Origin of the sequence: Kaistia terrae (assembly GCF_026344005.1) — a bacterium.
In the GTDB taxonomy this organism is placed as follows: domain Bacteria; phylum Pseudomonadota; class Alphaproteobacteria; order Rhizobiales; family Kaistiaceae; genus Kaistia; species Kaistia terrae.
On the sequence record NZ_JAPKNH010000002.1, the window covers coordinates 187,388 to 205,102 of the forward strand.

General features: G+C 64.6%; 14 protein-coding genes and 1 pseudogene. 9 read left to right on the plus strand and 6 right to left on the minus strand.

Annotated elements, in window-relative coordinates; all coding sequences use genetic code 11:
* Positions 1-13: 13 nt before the first annotated feature.
* From OSH12_RS06030 to OSH12_RS06045, 4 genes are all read left to right on the plus strand, one after another.
* Positions 14-1,540 (plus strand): sugar ABC transporter ATP-binding protein, encoded by a 1,527-nt coding sequence (locus OSH12_RS06030; RefSeq protein ID WP_266342623.1) that lies wholly within the window; start codon positions 14-16, stop codon positions 1,538-1,540.
* Positions 1,541-1,600: 60 nt separating this feature from the next.
* Positions 1,601-2,614, plus strand: a complete 1,014-nt coding sequence (locus OSH12_RS06035; RefSeq protein WP_266342624.1) for an ABC transporter permease — start codon at positions 1,601-1,603, stop codon at positions 2,612-2,614.
* 199 nt (positions 2,615-2,813) lie between these two features.
* A complete protein-coding gene (locus OSH12_RS06040; protein ID WP_266342625.1) occupies positions 2,814-3,851 on the plus strand; it encodes an amidohydrolase family protein in 1,038 nt (345 codons plus the stop codon).
* The gene (locus OSH12_RS06045; RefSeq protein WP_266342626.1) at positions 3,838-4,563 is read left to right on the plus strand and encodes an iron-sulfur cluster assembly protein; all 726 of its coding nucleotides are present in this window, start codon (positions 3,838-3,840) and stop codon (positions 4,561-4,563) included. The genes OSH12_RS06040 and OSH12_RS06045 overlap by 14 nt, the downstream gene beginning before the upstream one ends.
* Before the next feature lie 385 nt (positions 4,564-4,948).
* Here the strand turns inward: OSH12_RS06045 and OSH12_RS06050 are convergent.
* The 3 genes and pseudogenes from OSH12_RS06050 to OSH12_RS06060 form a co-directional block, all read right to left on the minus strand.
* A pseudogene (locus OSH12_RS06050) lies at positions 4,949-6,016 on the minus strand (saccharopine dehydrogenase C-terminal domain-containing protein); the annotation flags it as partial.
* A gap of 143 nt (positions 6,017-6,159) precedes the next feature.
* A complete protein-coding gene (locus OSH12_RS06055) occupies positions 6,160-6,654 on the minus strand; it encodes an Lrp/AsnC family transcriptional regulator (protein ID WP_266342628.1) in 495 nt (164 codons plus the stop codon).
* A 4-nt stretch (positions 6,655-6,658) separates the two neighbouring features.
* Positions 6,659-7,396: an aspartate/glutamate racemase family protein gene (locus OSH12_RS06060; RefSeq protein WP_266342629.1), complete on the minus strand. Its 738-nt coding sequence runs from the start codon at positions 7,394-7,396 to the stop codon at positions 6,659-6,661.
* Positions 7,397-7,520: 124 nt separating this feature from the next.
* Here OSH12_RS06060 and OSH12_RS06065 point away from each other — a divergent pair, with 124 nt between their 5' ends.
* Positions 7,521-8,957, plus strand: a complete 1,437-nt coding sequence (locus OSH12_RS06065; RefSeq protein ID WP_266342630.1) for an NAD-dependent succinate-semialdehyde dehydrogenase — start codon at positions 7,521-7,523, stop codon at positions 8,955-8,957.
* Between the two features lie 157 nt (positions 8,958-9,114).
* Here OSH12_RS06065 and OSH12_RS06070 read toward each other — a convergent pair whose 3' ends face one another.
* The 3 genes from OSH12_RS06070 to OSH12_RS06080 all read right to left on the minus strand — a co-directional run bounded on the left by OSH12_RS06070 (position 9,115) and on the right by OSH12_RS06080 (position 12,087).
* Positions 9,115-9,729: a helix-turn-helix domain-containing protein gene (locus tag OSH12_RS06070; RefSeq protein ID WP_266342631.1), complete on the minus strand. Its 615-nt coding sequence runs from the start codon at positions 9,727-9,729 to the stop codon at positions 9,115-9,117.
* 72 nt (positions 9,730-9,801) lie between these two features.
* Positions 9,802-11,511: a GMC family oxidoreductase gene (locus tag OSH12_RS06075; protein WP_266342632.1), complete on the minus strand. Its 1,710-nt coding sequence runs from the start codon at positions 11,509-11,511 to the stop codon at positions 9,802-9,804.
* Between the two features lie 99 nt (positions 11,512-11,610).
* Positions 11,611-12,087 carry an Lrp/AsnC family transcriptional regulator gene (locus OSH12_RS06080; RefSeq protein WP_266342633.1) on the minus strand — a complete coding sequence of 159 codons (477 nt, stop codon included), beginning with the start codon at positions 12,085-12,087 and terminating at the stop codon, positions 11,611-11,613.
* A gap of 143 nt (positions 12,088-12,230) precedes the next feature.
* Here OSH12_RS06080 and OSH12_RS06085 point away from each other — a divergent pair, with 143 nt between their 5' ends.
* The 4 genes from OSH12_RS06085 to OSH12_RS06100 all read left to right on the plus strand — a co-directional run bounded on the left by OSH12_RS06085 (position 12,231) and on the right by OSH12_RS06100 (position 17,529).
* The gene (locus OSH12_RS06085) at positions 12,231-13,709 is read left to right on the plus strand and encodes an aminotransferase class V-fold PLP-dependent enzyme (protein WP_266342634.1); all 1,479 of its coding nucleotides are present in this window, start codon (positions 12,231-12,233) and stop codon (positions 13,707-13,709) included.
* A gap of 51 nt (positions 13,710-13,760) precedes the next feature.
* Positions 13,761-14,642, plus strand: a complete 882-nt coding sequence (locus tag OSH12_RS06090) for an MBL fold metallo-hydrolase (protein ID WP_266342635.1) — start codon at positions 13,761-13,763, stop codon at positions 14,640-14,642.
* A 37-nt stretch (positions 14,643-14,679) separates the two neighbouring features.
* Positions 14,680-16,452, plus strand: coding sequence for a SulP family inorganic anion transporter (locus tag OSH12_RS06095; protein ID WP_266342636.1), 1,773 nt, complete (start codon positions 14,680-14,682; stop codon positions 16,450-16,452).
* A 411-nt stretch (positions 16,453-16,863) separates the two neighbouring features.
* Positions 16,864-17,529: a TetR/AcrR family transcriptional regulator gene (locus OSH12_RS06100; protein WP_266342637.1), complete on the plus strand. Its 666-nt coding sequence runs from the start codon at positions 16,864-16,866 to the stop codon at positions 17,527-17,529.
* The last annotated feature ends 186 nt before the right edge of the window (positions 17,530-17,715 follow it).

Sequence of the window (17,715 nt, forward strand, 5' to 3'; positions counted from 1 at the left end):
TTTTTGACAGGAGATGCGCGTGACCGTGCCGATGACAGCCGGATCGCAGGCCGCGGACGACTATGTCCTGCGGGTGGAAAACCTCGGCAAGGTCTATGGCGGCGCCGTGGCGCTGCGCGATGTCAGCCTCGCCATCCGCCGCGGCTCGATCCATGGCCTGCTGGGTGAAAACGGCGCCGGCAAGAGCACGCTGGTCGGCATCATGTCGGGCCAGCGCCAGCCGACGACCGGCACGATCTATCTCGACGGCGTCGCGCTCGGCCATGCCGACGTGCCCTCGATGGAAGAGGCGGGCGTGTTCCTGGTCACCCAGGAGCCGATGATCATCGACCATCTCTCGGCGGCCGAAAACCTGATGCTCGGCATCTGGCCGCGCCGCTTCGGCTTCGTGAACTGGCGCAAGCTGCGCAAGGACGCGGCCAGGATGCTGGCCGGCACCGGAATCGATCTCGACAGGCCTGCCGGCAAGCTCGACGCCGTGGCGCGGCGCAAGCTCAACATCCTCCGCGCCATGTTCAGCGGCGGCAAGGTCATCATCCTCGACGAGCCGACGGCGGCCTTGACCGTCGAGGACCGCCAGCAGCTGTTCGATTTCATGCGCCGCCTCAAGGCGGACGGCGTCACCTTCATCTTCATCTCGCACTACAATGACGAGATCCTCGACATCTGCGACGCCGTCTCGGTCCTGCGCGACGGCATTCTGGCCGGCGGGTCGGAGGATGTCGGCAGCCTGACCTCGGCGCAGCTTTCCGAACTGGTGCTGGGCCGTGGCCTGGTGCTGTTTCAGCGCGAGCGGCGGGAGTTTGCCGAGGATGCGCCGGCCGTGCAGCTTCGCGATGTCGTCGGTCCCAGCGTCCGCGTGCCGGCGCTCGATATTCGTCCCGGCGAGGTCGTCGGCTTCACCGGCCTGCCCGGTGCCGGGGCCAAGGAACTGGCGCGCTGCATCTTCGGCCTGACGCCGGTGCAATCGGGCACGATCCGCTTCGCAGACGAGACCGAGACGCACAAACTGCCGACCCATCCGCGCGATGCCTTCGAATCCGGCATTGCCTTTCTCTCCGACGATCGCCGCCGCGATGGCGCGATCGGCCAGATGTCGATCGGCGCCAACATCTCGCTCTCGTCGTTGGCCTCGGTGGCGCGTTCCGGCTTCCTCAGCAAGGACGCCGAACTGAAGCTGTCCGACCGCTATTTTGCCGCCATGGGCATCAAGGCGCCTTCGGCGGCGGTTGCCGTCGATACGCTGTCGGGCGGCAACCAGCAGAAGGTCTGCCTTGGCCGCGTGCTCGCCACGGGCCCGCGCGTGCTGATCCTCGACGAGCCGACGCGCGGCATCGACGTCGGCGTCAAGCAGGACGTGTTGCGCATCGTTGACGAACTGAGCCGGACCGGCGTCGCCGTGATCATCGTCTCGACCGATACCGACGAGATCACCCGCGCCGTCGACCGGGTCTGCATTTTCGAAAACGGCGCCATCGCCCGTGAACTGACGGGCTCCGAGATAACCAATGACCGGCTCCGGGGCCTTGAGCCGAGCTAGGGTCCGATATCGGGACCTTGCGCCGGCCGCTTTGGATGCCATGCTGACAATGAGGAAGAGATGAGCCGCACGATGACCGTTGCCGCCAAGACCGCAAGCCCCGCCGGCGCCGCCCCGACCGCGAAGGAGGGCGGGCGTTCCGCTCTCGGCTGGGTGCTGCACAATGTCGTCTGGATCTGGCTGATCGCGCTGGTCGTGATCTTCGGCCTGTTCAACCAGTTCTTCTTCACCGTCAACAACATGCAGAACATCATGGTCCAGGCCACGGTGCTCGGCATGCTGGGCCTCGCGGTGGCACTGCCGCTGCTCGTCGCCGAGATCGACCTGTCGCTGCCGGCCAATCTCGGTTTCTCGTCGGCAATCGGCGCGATGGCCTATTCCGACTGGGGCCTGCCGTGGTTCCCGGGAATGCTGGTTGGCGTCGGCGTCGCCACCTTCATCGGCTTCTTCAACGGTCTCTGCATCACCAAGCTCCGGATGGTGTCGCTGATCCAGACCTTGTCGATGATGATCATCCTGCAGGGTGCGCTGCTGGCGCTGACGCAGGGCCGCACCATCACCAATCTCTCCGATGGCTATGTCTGGATCGGCCAGGCGACCATCGGCGGCTGGCCGATCATGCCGTTCATCTTCGTCATCGCGCTGGTCGGCGTCGGCATCCTGCTTTCCAACACGGTGTTCGGTCGCCGCGTCTATGCGGTGGGCGGCAATCCGGTCGCGTCCAATTCGGCCGGCATCCGCGTCGACCGGGTCAAGATCCTGACCTATACGCTGGCCGGCTTCCTCGCCGGTTGCGCCGGTTTCCTGCTGGCGTCCTGGCAGATGGCGATCACCTCCAACCAGGGCTCGAGCTATCTGCTCTATGCCATCGCCGCGCCGATCATCGGCGGCGTCAGCGTCTTCGGCGGCCGCGGCAATGTCGTCGGCGTGCTGGGCGGCGTGCTGCTTCTGACCGTGATCCAGGTCGGCCTCGCCATCATCTCGGTGCCTTCCTTCTATGTCGGCATCATTGGCGGCTTCATGATCTTCATCGCGGTTGCCATCGACGCGATCCGCGTTCGCTACTTCAGCTGAGGCAAAGATTTCGAAACTGGAATTATTGCATCGCACAAGACTAAAGGAAGCGGCGCAGCATGAGTGCGCTGCTTCCTGACTTTGCCGGGCCCCGGATAGACCATAAGGCGCGAAGGGCAGCGTTTCGTCGCAATGCGAGCTAGTGCGCAGCGATGGTTCGTGGCTTAGTCTCTACCAAGAGCATGCCTGGGAGGGATCCATGTTTGTTACACCGGAAGGTGAGCGCATTCTCATCGTCGATGGTCATACCCATCTCTGGGATGGTCGTCCCTCGAACTGGCGCAATGATTACGGCCGCACCTTCATCGATACGTTCTGGGGCGGCCATGTCGGCTTCACCCCGGCAGACAAGCGCTGGACGCAGGAGCAGTTTCGCTATTACGGCGCCGAGAAAGCCGCGCGCGACCTGTTCGTCGACGGCTATTGCGACGCCGCGATCATGCTTCCCGTCGATCTCCGGGATTTCTACAATGACGGCTTCAACACCACCGAGCAGTGCAGCGAGCTGAAGGCGCTATTCCCGGAGCGCGTCGTGCTGAACGGCCGGATCGATCCGCGCGAGGGTTCGCGCGGGCTGGCGCGGCTGGAGAAGGATCACGACCGCTTCGGCTTCAAGGGCGTCAAGCTCTATACCGGCGAGTGGAACGGCATCTCGCGCGGCTACCGTCTCTCCGACGATTTCGTAAAACCCTATCTGGAGAAGTGTCGCGAGCTCGGTATCAGCATCGTCCATGTCCACAAGGGGCCGACGACGCATCCGCTCGATTATGACGCCTTCGACGTGCGCGATGTCGACCATGTCGCCACCTCGTTCCCGGACCTCAAATTCGTCGTCGATCATTGCGGCATGCCGCGCATCGACGATTTCTGCGCCGTGGCGGGACAGGAGCCGAACGTCTATGGCGGGCTGGCGCTGGTCACCTCGTTCATCCGCGCCCGGCCGCGTCATTTCAAGACGATGCTGATCGAACTGCTCTGGGGCGTCGGGCCGGACCGGCTGATCTTCGGCTCGGACTACGCCATCACCAGTCCGGACTGGATCATCGATGCCTTCATGGCGTTCGAGCTTGACGAAGCGGACACGACCGAGGCCGGCCACGCGCTGGATCTCGAAGCCAAGCGCAAGATTTTGGGCCTCAACGCGGCCAAGCTGTACGGGTTGGATGTCGATGCGCTGATGAACCTGCCGCCGGTCGATCTGTCCGCCTCCGAGGCATCCCGCCATGCGGCCGAATGAAGTCGCCCTGTCGCCGATGGTCGTCGACGACGCCTTGACCTGCGCGCGGATCGCCGAGGTTCGTCTCGCGCTGGAGGCGATCCGCGACCCGGAACTCGACGAAACGGTCACGGCGATGGGCTTCATCAAATCGATTGAGATCGATGGCGGATCGGTATCGGTGACCTTTCAGTTGCCGACGCAGTGGTGCGCCGCCAACTTCGCTTTCCTGATGGCGGTCGACATCAAAGCCGCCGTCATGGCGCTGCCCTGGGTCCGTTCGGCCGAGATCACCCTGCGCGAGCATTTCGCGGCGCGGCGCATCAATGAGGCCGTCGCGCTGGATCTCTCCTTCATGGAGGCATTCCCGCAAAAGGCCGAAGGCGAACTGGACGGCCTGCGCCATACCTTCATGGAGAAGGCTTTTCTGGCGCGCCAGCACGCGGTGCTGGACGTCTTGCCGAAGGGCGGCAATCTGCCGTCGCCGGCGCTATGGACGGTTGCCGAACTGGAGCGGATGGCGCGAGAGGAAACGTATCTGGCCGAGCCGGTGGCGCGCTATCTGGCGCTTCGGAGGAACCTGCCGGGGCAGGTTGCCTTCATCACCGCGCGCGGCGAAGCTATCGAGCCGGGGCTCTGGGCCGCGCACATGCGCACCGTGCGCGGCACGGCCGTGACCATGGCCGCCAATGCCGAACATTGCCGCATTCTGGCGGCGGCCAATCTGGCCTGACGGTCAGAAGAGTGATGCGGCGCGGGCGGGATAGGGGCTCGACTACCGTTGCGTTGGTCAGGGCAAGAAACCGGAAAAATCGCCCTGTTCCCCGTGCCGCCACGTCCGGTTGACGCGCGCTGCATCTGATAGGGCAACCCTCGGGCGCAGCAAAAGTTCCCTCATGCGGCAGGCGTCCGACGGCCTATGCAAGGGAGTCGATTTCTTCAGTCGAGCCGCGTTGCCTTCACCTCTCCCTGAGGGAGAGGTGAAGAAGATCAGTGGGCCTTCACGCGGGCAGGAGGCCCGCCGCCTTGGCGTGGCGGCGGGCACCGTCGGCAAGATGCGGCTCTGCCGTCTTTTCTTGCCTCCCCTGGCCGTTGGTTGTGCCGGATCCGTCCGGCCGATAGACGCTGCCGAACCGATTGGCGAGAAACGCCGCCATCGGGATTTCTTCCTGTTTCACCAGCCCGCTCGCCGGCAATTGGCCCTCGACGAGCAGGTCGAGCACGGCGCAGGCGGCCGAGGCCGTCGTCAACTGGATGGCGCTGCACGCCATCGGGCCTTCGGCGCGGCTGTAGATCTTCTTGGCGTAGATCTCCTCCACCAGCCGGCCCTGCTTCATGCCGCTGACGCTGACGAAGATGACGACGACGTCCTGACGCGTCGTCGGCAGCGCCTGCTCCAGGATGTCCTTCAGCAATTCGCGTCGGGCGCCGAGGCGCAGATCTTCCAGCAGCACCTTCATGATCGCGGCATGGCCGGGATAGCGCACGGTCTTGTAGTTCAACCGTCGCACCCGGCCTGCCAGCGTCTCGCAGAGCGTGCCGAGCCCTCCCGAGGTGTTGAACGCCTCATAGAGCACGCCGTCGAGCGAGAATTCCTCGCGCTCTTCGAGCGGCGGAACCGAGACGAGCCGGCCATTGGCAATTGCCTCGCAGGGCTCGCAATATTCGTTGATGACGCCGTCCGTGCTCCAGGTCAGGCTGTAATTGAGCCCGTTGGAGGGAAACTGCGGCAGCGCGCCGACGCGCATGCGGATGCTGTCCAGGCTGTCGAAGCGGCTGGCGATGTCGGCGGCCACGATCGAGATGAAGCCGGGGGCGAGGCCGCATTGCGGGATCAGCGCCGCCCTGGCGGTGTCTGCCATGCTCTTCACTAAACGCGTGCTGGCGACGTCCTCGGTCAGGTCGAGATAGTGGACGCCGGCTGCAGTCGCGGCGGTGGCGACGGCCGTCGTGAGGTGGAAGGGCAGGGCGCTGATGACGGCGAAGGAACCGGCCAGGCTCGAAGCGAGCGCGCCCTCGGCGGCGACATCGACGACATGGTGGGTGATGCGCGCCTGTGACGGCAGGGCGTTGAGGCTTGCTTCGCTGCGATCGACGAGGTTGACCCGGTAGTCGCCCGTTTCCGCCAGCATAGACGCGATGGTGCTGCCGATCTTTCCGGCCCCGACGACGGTGATCTTCTTCATGGCGGCCGCTCCCCTGGTCTCTGGGGGAGATTGTCCCGCTCGCGCGTTGCGGTTGCTACGGAGGAAACTGCGCTTTCCGAGGCCTTTCGCCGACGGAAGGACGGGGTGTGCCGACGAAATGACGGAGACGGCCGGGCGTGCCGTCAACCCTTGTGGAAGTTGGTTGTCATGATGATCGAGCTGCGACAACGTTCGACGCCGGGGAGATGGATGATCTCGTCGAGAACGGCATCGAGATCGTCCATCTGCGGCGCCTCGACCATCAGCGCCAGGTCGAAATCGCCGCTCACCGTGTGGCAGGTCAAAACTTCCGGCAGCAGCCGCAACCGCTCCATGACGGCGGCCTGCATGCGCTGCACCAGGCTCAGCATGACGATCGCCCGGCTCGCGGGTGTGCCTAGATTGCGCGACAGGATGGTCGAATAGCCGAGAATGACGCCGTTCGCTTCCAGCTTGGCGATCCGATCATGCACCGTCGTCCGGCCGAGCTTCAGCTTGGCGGCCAGTTCGGTCACCGAGGTGCGCGCGTTTTCCTGCAGCAGCGCAATCAACTTGCGATCGATGCTGTCGAGCGAAGCCTGCTTGTCCCGGACGCGGCCGCTGGAAGCGGGGTCCTTTCCGGATCCGGGACTGTTCATCGGTTCAGTAGCCTCCCTGATAGGTCCGGCGCCGTCCCGCTCCCTGCACGAAATCGATCATCGTCAGGAAGTCGAACACATGCCGGCCCGTCGCCCGCTGTACCGCCGCAGCGTAAAGGGGAAGGTTGGAGCATTCCAGCAGGATCGCGCCGATTTCGGGATGTTCCTCGACCAGCTTCATGGCGCGCTCAACCACTTCCTTCTCGACGGCGTCGCTGTCGAGCTCGCCCTCCTCGTCGAGAATGGCATAGCGGAACGCCGGCGCGTCCTGCAGGCCCGCGACATGCAGCGCCCGGGTCGGGTGCGGATAGGCGTAGGACAGAAGTTCGGGCGTCAGCCGGTCCTTGTTGGCGCAGATCACGCCGATCGAGGCGCTGGGTGCCAGAGTCGCGGCGATGAAGGGCAATTGCAGCAGGCTGGAGAGCATCACCGGAATGTCGAGCGCAGCGGCGACCTCTTCCTGGAAATACAGCATGTAGCCGCAATCGCTGGTGATCGCCTTGACGCCCATGCCCTGAAGCTTCTTCGCAGCGGCGACGACCGACGGCGCCATCGAGCGGTCGCCTTCATTGATCAGGCTGTCGATGGTGACGTCATAGATCGTCTCGTAGAGCACCGGATAGTTGTAGCTCCAGGCATTGCCAACATCGCCGGGCGGAAAAGGATTGGAGCAGGCGATCAGAAGAATGCCGATTTCATGGCCGTAGCTCTGCGCATCCGGACGAACACGATAAATTCCCACGTCTATACTCTCCTCTGCGGATCCGGATTCTCGGAAAAAGTCGCTCGCCTCACTCGGTGAAATCCACTATAGGGGAATTGCCCGTCCGTGTAATCCGCGACCGGCTTAATTCCCAGGGGGTTTCATGGCGTACAACTATCCTGAGCTCTGCCTCGTCATTGGCGAAACGCGCATCACGGCCGAGCAGCGCCAGACGCGCCCGGTCATTGATCCGGCGACAGGACAGGTGATCGCCGAGCTGCCGATCGCCACCGAGGCGGATATCCGCGCCGCTGCCGAAGCGGCAGCGCTGGCCTATCAGGATTGGCGCCGGACTTCGAGCCATCAACGGCAGGCGATCCTTCGCGCCGCCGCTGCCAAGCTGCGCGAGCGCCGCGAAGAACTGGCCTGGACGATCACCACCGAGCAGGGCAAGCCGCTGGCCGAGGCGCGCGGCGAGATCGATGCTTCCGCAGAGACGCTGGAATGGTTCGCCGACGAGGCGCGCCGCGCCTATGGCCGGATCATCCCGTCGCGCTTCCCCGGCCATCGCCAGCTCGTCGAAATCGAGCCGGTCGGTCCGGTCGCAGCCTTCGCGCCGTGGAATTTCCCGCTGATCAACGGCCTGCGCAAGGTCGCGCCGGCGCTCGCCGCCGGCTGCACCGTGGTGCTGAAGCCCGCCGAGGAAACCCCGGGTGCGACGATGATCGCGGTCGAGTGCCTGCGCGAAGCGGGGCTGCCGGCCGGCGTCCTGAACGTGCTCTATGGCGAACCGGCGCAGATCTCGGATGCGCTGATCAAGGCGCCGGAAATCCGCAAGGTGTCGTTCACCGGCTCGGTCTCGGTTGGCCAGTCGCTGGCAGCCCTTGCCGGCCGTCATGGCAAGCGCGCCACGATGGAACTCGGCGGCCATGCGCCCGTCATCATCCTGGACGATGTCGACGTTGATCAGGTCGCGACGCTGGCGGCGGCGGGCAAGTTCCGCAATGCCGGCCAGGTCTGCAATGGCGCAACCCGCTTCTATGTCCAGCGCGGCATCTATGACCGCTTCCTGGCCGGCTTCGCCGAGCGTGCCGGCCGCGTCGTGGTCGGCGACGGCCGGGTCGATGGCACCCAGATGGGCCCGCTCGCCAACGACCGGCGCGTGACGGCGATGGAAGGCTTTGTCGCCGATGCCCGCAAGCGTGGCGGCGGCGTCATCGGCGGTGAGCGGATCGGCAATGTCGGCAATTTCTTCCAGCCGACGATCCTGCACGATCTCGATCCGGCGGCGGAGGCTTATCATGTCGAGCCCTTCGGGCCTTTGGCGCTGGTCGCGCCCTTCGACAGCGAGGAAGAGGCGCTTGCCCGCGCCAATGACAGCAATGTCGGGCTTTCTTCCTTCGTCTTCACGGAAAGCGCGCGCCGCCAGCGCCGCATGATCGACGGCATCCAGGCTGGCCTCGTCGGCGTCAACACCTTCCAGGTCGCCTTCCCCGAGACGCCTTTCGGCGGCATCAAGGAAAGCGGCTTTGGCCATGAGGGCGGCGCAGAGGGGCTCGAGCCTTATCTGGCCAAGAAGTTCGTGCATATCGCCGGGTGAACCGTCGTCCCTGGCCGCCGATGTCGCCATCATCGGCGGCGGGATCGTGACGCTGATGATCTGCAACGAAGCGCAAGCCCTACCGAGCGCGCCCTTCGACGTGCGTCGGTTTCCGTCCGCTTGTCGGCGCGCGTAGTAGCATTCGCTACAAGTCGCCTCACGCTCCCGTGCGTATCGCGACGGAGAGGGCCCGCACCCGCTTGCCGGTCGGCGACGTGAAGGCGTGGCCGACGCGCGCGTCGAAACAGACGCTGTCACCAGTCGCGAGTTCCATTGGAGTTTCAAGATTCTCGCTGTGGAACAGCATCGGACCCTCCAGCGCGTAGACGAAGTTCTCGTCGTCGTGGCGGTCCCATTGCTCGAGCATCTTGATGTCATCCGCTTCGACGGAGAATTCGACGACGACGAGCGGCGAGTTCGGATGGAGCCCGGCTTTCAGGAAGCGCAGGAAATAGAGGGAGGTCGAGAAGACCGCGCCCTCATTGCTCGCCGTGAACAGGATGTCGTCGGATTTCTCCTGGCTGGAGCCCTCCATCAGCTGGACCATGCTGACGCCGAAGCCGGAGGCGAGCTTGTGCAACGCGTTGAAGGTCGGCGACATTTCGCGCCGCTCGATCTTCGACAGGGCGGATCGCGACAGGCCGGTGTGCTCGCTGGTCGTCTCCAGCGTCCAGCCGCGCTCGTCGCGAAGCTCGCGGATGCGCGCCGCCAGAATGCGGGATGGCTCGGTGCCGGAGACGTCTCTCTGGATTGCCTTGCTGGTCTGAATCATGGGTCCCCGTGCGGAAATGGTGCGCCTTGAACTTCTCATCGTTTCGTCGGCGCGCCATGCAAAATTTGTCTTCTAGCGACCCGCGAGGATATCGGCGGCGATCTTTTCGCCGATCATCATTGTTGAGGCGTTGATGTTGGCGGCCGGGATCGACGGCATGATCGACGCGTCCACCACGCGCAGCCCCTCGACGCCATAGACAGAGCCATGCGCGTCGACCACGGCCATGGGGTCGTCAGCGCGGCCCATCTTGTTGGTGCCGCAGGGGTGCCAGTCGCCCTGCACGCCGGCGCGGATCCACTCTTCCATCAGCTTCTCGTCGGCCATCGTCTTGTCGAGCGGGAAGCGCTTGTCGACGGCGGCGCCCAGCACCAGCTGGCGCGCAGGACCACCGAGATCGAGCAGTCCGGCCGCGACATTGGTGATGATCTTGTTCATCGTCGTCGGCGCCGACAGGTTGCGCAGCGACGCAGCGTAGATGCCGGGCCAGTACGCATTGACATAGTTGGAGACGGGCGAGGCCGACAGGAGCCCGGCAACCTGGCGTGACGTGCTGATGAAGCGCTCGAGGTCGCGGCTGTCGGAAAGGTAGTTGAAGGCGACGAAGGGCTCGGAATTGGGCGAGGCGTCGTTGAGGCGGATGATGCCCTTCGAATAGGCCTTGTTGGGGCCGAAATTGACGGTGCCGAGGCGCTCGCCGAGCCTTGTCGCGGAGAAGCGGCCGGAAACGGTCAGCTTCATGTCGACGCGCGGCGTCCGCGGATGGCCCGAACTCCAGCGCATATGCATCAGGAAGCCGTTCTTGGTGGCCCGCGACAGCTGGCCTTCCGGCGTCAGGTGCACGCCGAAGCCGATCAGCGGGTGGTCGAGCAGGTTTTCGCCAACGCCGCGCCGGTCGGCAAGGACAGCGATGCCGTGCTCGGCCAGATGCTCGGCCCGGCCGATGCCCGCGCGCATCAGCACTGCCGGCGAATGCAGCGCGCCGGTCGAGATGATGACTTCGCCGCCCTCGATCGTCTCGGTCTTGTCGCCGCGCTTCACCGTGACGCCGGTGACGCGCTTGCCCGCGAAGGTGAGGCTCTGCATCACCGTCTCGGCCATGATCTTCAGGTTCGGGCGACGGCGGGTCGCTTCGTCGAGATAGCCAGCGGCCGAGGAGACGCGGTGGTTGTAGGCGTTGTTGCGGCTGAACGGGAAGCAGGCGTCGCCGACCTGCTGGTGGCTGTCGTCGATATAGGGAATGCCGATCTTGCCGACGGCGTCGCGGAAGGCGTGCGCGAACGGGCTCCAGTATTCCGGGAAGGTGCGGCGGATCGGAATGCGGCCGTCGGTGCCGCTGAGCGGGGTCTGGAAATCGAGGTCGCGCTCGATCTTCTTGATGTAGGGCAGGCAATCGTCCCACGACCAGCCGGCGGCGCCCATCGCCTCCCACTCGTCATAATCGGAAGCGAGGCCGCGGATGAACACCTGGCCGTTCACCGAGGAGCCGCCGCCCATGACCCGCGCCTGCTCGTAGCGGCGCTCCGGCATCTCGGCCTTGATCTCCTTGGGCGACTTGTTGCCGATCGGGCCGGTATAGGCCTTCAGCTCGGTCCAGTAGCGATGGGGCTGGAAATAGTCCGGCAGGAATCCATCGGCATAAATCGCGTTGGGAACCGCCTCGGGCGGCGTGTCCGGTCCGGCCTCGATCAGCAGTACGCGGCGCTTCGGATCGGCCGAAAGGCGGTTGGCCAGCACGCAACCGGCGGAGCCGCCGCCAACGATGATATGATCGAAAAACATGGCGACCCCATAAATCCAGGCTAGGAAATCAACTGTTTAAGTCATAATTCCACTATAGGGGATCGTCAATGCGGGGTGGCGGTTTCGTCCGAAGCCCGGTTATCCGCCGATATCGCGGATCGGGAAGGGGCGCTGTTCCTCGATTGCTTCCATGGCGAAATAGGAGGTCACCGTATCCAGTTCGACCTTCTCGATCAGGCGCTGGTAGAAGCGGTCATAGCTTGCCAGGTCATGCGTGACGATCTTCAGCATGTAGTCGTAATCGCCGCCGATCCGGTAGAAGTCGATCACTTCCGGCATCGACTGCACATGCTGGCGGAAGGTTTCCAGCCACGCCTTGGAATGATGGCGGGTGCGGATCATGACGAAGACGACGACATCGAGGTCGACGGCGGCGCGGTTGAGGCGAACCGAATATCCCTGGATGACGCCACTTTGCTGGATCGCCTGCAGCCGCCGCCAGCAGGCGTTCTGCGACAGGTGCACCGTCTCCGCCAGCTCGCGCTGGGACAGCGATGAATCATTCTGCAGGGCGCGCAGAATCCGCAAGTCCATATGATCGAATTTTGGCTTCATGATCCGATCAAATGATCGAATTTGGTGATGCATGTCAATGAAGTCGGTGTATTTTCCGCGTTTGGAAGTTGAAATGATGGTTTGAATGACCCGTTTCGACTTTGGCTTGCGACGGGCTTCTTCCTTTCAGAAGGCGCACGGCCATGGATATCCCCCGCGACACGATCGAGACCGTCAACGCCACGCCGCTGCAGCGCTTTCGCGCCGGGCTTTCCAGCCTCGGCATCGTGCGCGAATTGCGCGAGGGCCTGATCGGCGAGGGCAAGCCGATCGACGGACCGTTTGGGCCAAAGCCCTTGCTGTATGCCGATTATGTCGCCTCGGGTCGGGCGTTGCGCCAGGTCGAGACCTTTGTCATGGAAGAGGTTCTGCCCTTCTATGCCAACAGCCACACCGAGGCGTCCTATTGCGGTGGCGCCATGACGCGGATGCGCCGCGAAGCGCGCGCCACTATTGGTCGGCTGGTCGGCGCCGATGACGATTGCGCTGTCATCTTCACCGGCTCGGGCGCTACCGCCGGCATCAACCGGCTGGTGTCGCTGCTCGGCGTCGCCGATGCCGCGCAGCGTGGCGAAAACCCGCTGGTTCTCGTCGGCCCCTATGAGCACCATTCCAACATTCTGCCATGGCGCGAGAGCGGCGCCGAAGTACTCGAGATCGCCGAGGCGGCCGAAGGCGGTCCTGACCTCGCCGAGCTAGAGGACGTGCTGGCGCGCACCAGCGAGCGCGGCCTGCGTATCGGCGCGTTCTCCGCCGCCTCCAACGTCACCGGCATCACGACGGATACGGATGCGGTGACGGCGCTGCTGAAGCGGCATGGCGCGCTCGCCGTCTGGGATTATGCCGGCGGCGGTCCCTACATGCCGATGAACATGGCGCCGGCGGCCGGCCTGAAGAAGGACGCGATCGTGCTGTCGCCACACAAGTTTGTCGGCGGCCCCGGCGCGTCCGGCATTCTCGTGGTGCGGAAGTCCGCCGTCGCGCAGACGCGGCCGAGCTGGCCCGGCGGCGGCACGGTGTCGTTCGTCTCGCCCTGGGGGCATGATTATGTGAAGGACCTTTCCGCGCGCGAAGAGGCCGGGACGCCGAATGTCGTCGGCGATATCCGCGCCGTGCTCGCCTTCCTCGTCAAGGATGCCGTTGGGCAGGATTTTATCGACCACCGTCATGCCGACCTGAACGCTCGGGCGCTGGCTTCATGGTCGCAAAACCCGCGGCTGAAGCTTCTTGGCGTCGACAGGGGTAACCGGCTGCCGATCTTTTCCATGCGTGTCCTGAACGGCGAGGGCGGCTTCGTCCATCACCAGCTCTTCACCCGGATGCTGAGCGATTGCTTCGGCATCCAGGCGCGCGGTGGCTGCGCCTGCGCCGGGCCGTATGCGCATCGCCTGCTCGGAATCGATGAGGAAGCCTCCAACGCCATCCGCGCCAGCCTCGGCGCTGGTCAGGAAATAGAGAAGCCCGGCTGGATCCGGTTGAATTTCAGTTTCCTGATGGACGACACAAAGGCAGATTTCCTGATCCGTTCGGTCGATGCGCTCGCGCGGGACCCGGCAGCGGCCTCGGCCTATCAGGTTGATGTCGCAACGGCCAAGTTTCGGCCGACGTCTTCTGCTGCGTGATGGTTGGTGGAAACTTGCTATTCATGGGTTGGGAAGGCGGGGTCTAGAGACATGTCAGGCAACGCGCAGGTTACCGGGTTCTTCGATCCCCGGACATTTTCCATCCAGTATGTCGTCGCCGATCCCGCCACGCGGCGCTGCGCGATCATCGATCCCGTTCTCGACTATGACGAGAAATCGGGTTCCATCGCGCCAATCCATGCCGATCGCCTGCTTGAGTTCGTCGCTGCCCAGGGGTTGAGCGTCGAGTGGATCCTCGACACCCATCCGCATGCCGATCACCTTTCGGCCGCAGACTACCTGCGCGGGAAGACCGGTGCGCCGACAGCGATCGGCGAAAAGGTGGTGGCGGTCCAGAAGATCTGGAACTCGATCTATAACCGGCCCGAACAGGCGGCCGACAGGTCTGCCTGGGATCGGCTGTTTGCCGATGGCGACCGTTTTCGCATCGGCGATCTCGAGGCGCGGGTGATGTTTTCGCCCGGTCACACGCTCGCTTCGATCACCTATGTCGTCGGCGACGCGGCCTTCGTGCATGACACGCTGTTCATGCCCGATAGCGGCACGGCGCGCGCCGATTTTCCCGGCGGGTCGGCCAGCGATCTCTGGCATTCGATCCAGGCCATCCTGTCCCTGCCGGACGAGACGCGCCTGTTTACCGGCCATGACTACCAGCCGGGCGGCCGCGAGCCGAAATGGCAGAGCACGGTAGCCGAGCAGCGCGCTCACAACACGCACATCTCCGTCTGCGCGACCGAAGCCGAATTCGTGGACGTGCGCCGCCGGCGCGATGCGACGCTGCCGATGCCCAAACTCATCCTGCATGCGCTGCAGGTGAATACGAATGGCGGTCGGCTGCCCGAGCCGGAAGCCAATGGCCGCCGCTATCTCAAGATTCCGATCGGCGCGCTCGGCGAGCCGAATTGGGACTGATCGCCTCCGAATTGTCGACGTCCCGAGCCTTCCTCCAATGCGGGCCGAAAGCGTGATCGCAAGACTGCTGCATCGAACCTTCCCCATCCTCGACTGGGGCCGCCGCTACAACCGATCGACGCTGACCAACGACCTGATCGCCGCGCTGATTGTCACGGTGATGCTGGTGCCGCAATCGCTCGCCTATGCGATGCTGGCCGGGCTGCCGCCGCAGATCGGGCTCTATGCGTCGATGCTGCCGCTGGTCGCCTACATGCTGTTCGGCACCAGCCGGGCGCTGGCGGTCGGGCCGGTCGCGGTCATCTCGCTGATGACGGCGGCGGCGATCAGCCAGGTCGCGGCACCCGGATCGCCCGAATATCTCGCCATGGCGGTGGCGCTCGCCTTCCTCTCGGGCGTCATCCTGGTGCTGATGGGCGTATTCCGGCTCGGCTTCCTCGCCGGGCTGCTCAGCCGGCCGGTTATCTCCGGCTTCATTACCGCGTCGGGCGTGCTGATCGCTGTCAGCCAGTTCAAGCACATTCTTGGTGTCCCGGCGGGCGGCAGTACCTTGCCCGGCATGGTGGCCGGCCTGGTCGGCGCGAGTCCTCTCGTCAATCCCTATGCCGTCGTTATCGGCGTCGGCGTCGCTGCCTTCCTGATCTTCGTGCGCTCGCGGCTGAAGGGAGTGTTGCTCCAACTCGGCCTCGGTCGCGCGGCGGCAGAGTTGATCGTGCGGCTCGGGCCGATCGCGGCGATCGTCGTGACGACGGCGGCGGCCGTCGTCTTCGACCTGCAGGCCAAGGGCGTGCAACTGGTCGGCGCCATCCCGCAGGGGCTTCCGGTTTTCTCGCTGCCGGATCTCTCGATCGAGACCATGACGCGGCTGGCCGGACCCGCCTTGCTGCTCAGCGTCGTCGGCTTCGTCGAGTCGATTTCGATTGCCCAGACGCTCGCCTCGAAGCGGCGGCAGCGGATCTCGCCCAATCAGGAACTGATCGGCCTCGGCGTCGCCAATCTCGCTTCCGGCTTCTCTTCCGGCTATCCGGTGACCGGCGGCTTCGCCCGCTCGGTGGTCAATTTCGACGCTGGCGCCGAGACGCCGGCGGCCGGGCTCTATACCGCCATCGGAATCGGTCTCGTCACGCTGTTCCTGACGCCCTATCTCGCGCACCTGCCGCAGGCGACGCTGGCGGCCACGATCATCGTGGCCGTGCTGTCGCTGGTCGATATCGCGGCGATCCGGCGCGTCTATTCCTATTCGCGGCCGGATTTCGTGGCGATCTGCGCGACGATCCTGGTGACGTGGATCTGGGGCGTCGAGATCGGCGTGGTCACCGGTGTCGCGGTGTCGCTGATCCTGCATCTCCACCGCACCAGCCGGCCGCACATGGCCATTGTCGGCCAGATGCCGGGAACCGAGCACTTCCGCAATGTCGAACGTCATGCCGTCATCACCGACGAGGCGGTGCTCGGCTTGCGCGTCGACGAAAGCCTCTATTTCGGCAATTGCGGCTTTCTCGAAGACAATATTCTGAAGCTGGTGGCCGAGCGGCCGAAGATGCGCCACCTGATTTTGATGTGTCCGGCCGTCAACACCATCGATTCCAGCGCGCTCGACAGCCTGTTCGAGATCAATCGCCGCCTGGCGGACGCGGGTGTCCGCTTTCACCTCTCCGAGGTGAAGGGGCCGGTGATGGACCGGCTGCGCCATTCGAACCTCCTGACCGATCTGTCCGGCAAGGTGTTTTTGAGCCAGATGGAGGCGGTCCGGGCGCTGACACGATCGTCCGCCGCTCCGGCCGAGCCGGGCCTGTCGCCCACCGACTGACGGGGATGAAGAATTCCGTCCCGGTCGGGGCTCCGCCAACAAACCGCTCGTTTTGAGGTCGCAGGCCGTCGTCGGGCTGGGCCGCATTTTCGATTGAGCTACCATTCAAATGGATGTTTAAAATTATCGATTATGATAGAGCGAGGGCGCGCCCTGATTGCTCGACGGGCGCAGGGAAGGCCATCGCGCCGTTCGGTGAGGGGCGCGACGATCGCAAAATCATGGTGACAAAGTCTTTGGAGAGCGCCTGCAAGCATTCCGGCGTTACTTTGGCGGCATGGTCATTGGGACGGGGCCAAAGTTACCCTGTACGCTGGTGGCTTGGATGTCGCTGTCGGACCTTTCGAGGTTGGCGCGGGATCGAAGCGGGATGGGAGAACGGGTGCCTTGGTCGTATCGGAAAGCATAGCTGTGGCCGGTAAGGAAGCCGACACGCGCGAGAGGCTGATCAAGGCCGCGTTGCGAGTTTTCGCCGATCGCGGCATCGCTTCGGCGACGCTGCGCGAGATCACGGTCGAAGCCGGGGCCAATGTCGCGGCGGTCAATTACTACTTCCGCTCGAAGGAGGAACTGACGCGCACCGTGCTGGAGACCTGCCTCCGCCCGATCAACGAGAATCGCCTGCGCTCGCTGGAGAAGCTGGTCGCCGAGAATGGCGAGGCGGCGATCCCGCTGGAGAGCCTGGTCGAGGCGCTGGTCCGGCCTATGGTCGAGCAGAGCCTGGATGATTATGGCGGTCGCTCGCCCGTGCGGCTTCTGCTGCAGGTCCGTGCGCTGCCGCAGCCCCTGACCAACACCATCCTCGCCAACCAGTTCGACAGCATCCACCGCCTGTTCGTCCAGGCGCTGGGCAACACGTTACCGGAGCTGTCCCGCTCGGAAATCGGCCTGCGCTATGATTTCGCCCGTGGCGCCATCATGCAGATCCTCGGCGACCTGGATCCCGCCGCGCGCGACCTGCCGGACCTGCCGATCAAGCAGGCGCGCCTCGACAACGAGACACTGATCCGGCAGCTGGTCCACTTCATCGCCGCCGGCTTTCGCGCGCCCGCCAGCCCGTCCTTCGCCGGCGCCTGAGGCCGCTTTCACCTTCCGCGACCGTGATCGCTGACCCATCCCGCGCCTTCGGAATGGGCAGGGTGCGCCTCGACGGCTGGCAACGCCGTGAAACCCCTCCATCGCGTTCCTAGCCGGCCGTCCCTAACTTCGCGCCAGAGGATGGCGTGAAGGCGAGGGCTTCCGCGCCCTTTCGCGCCGCCATCG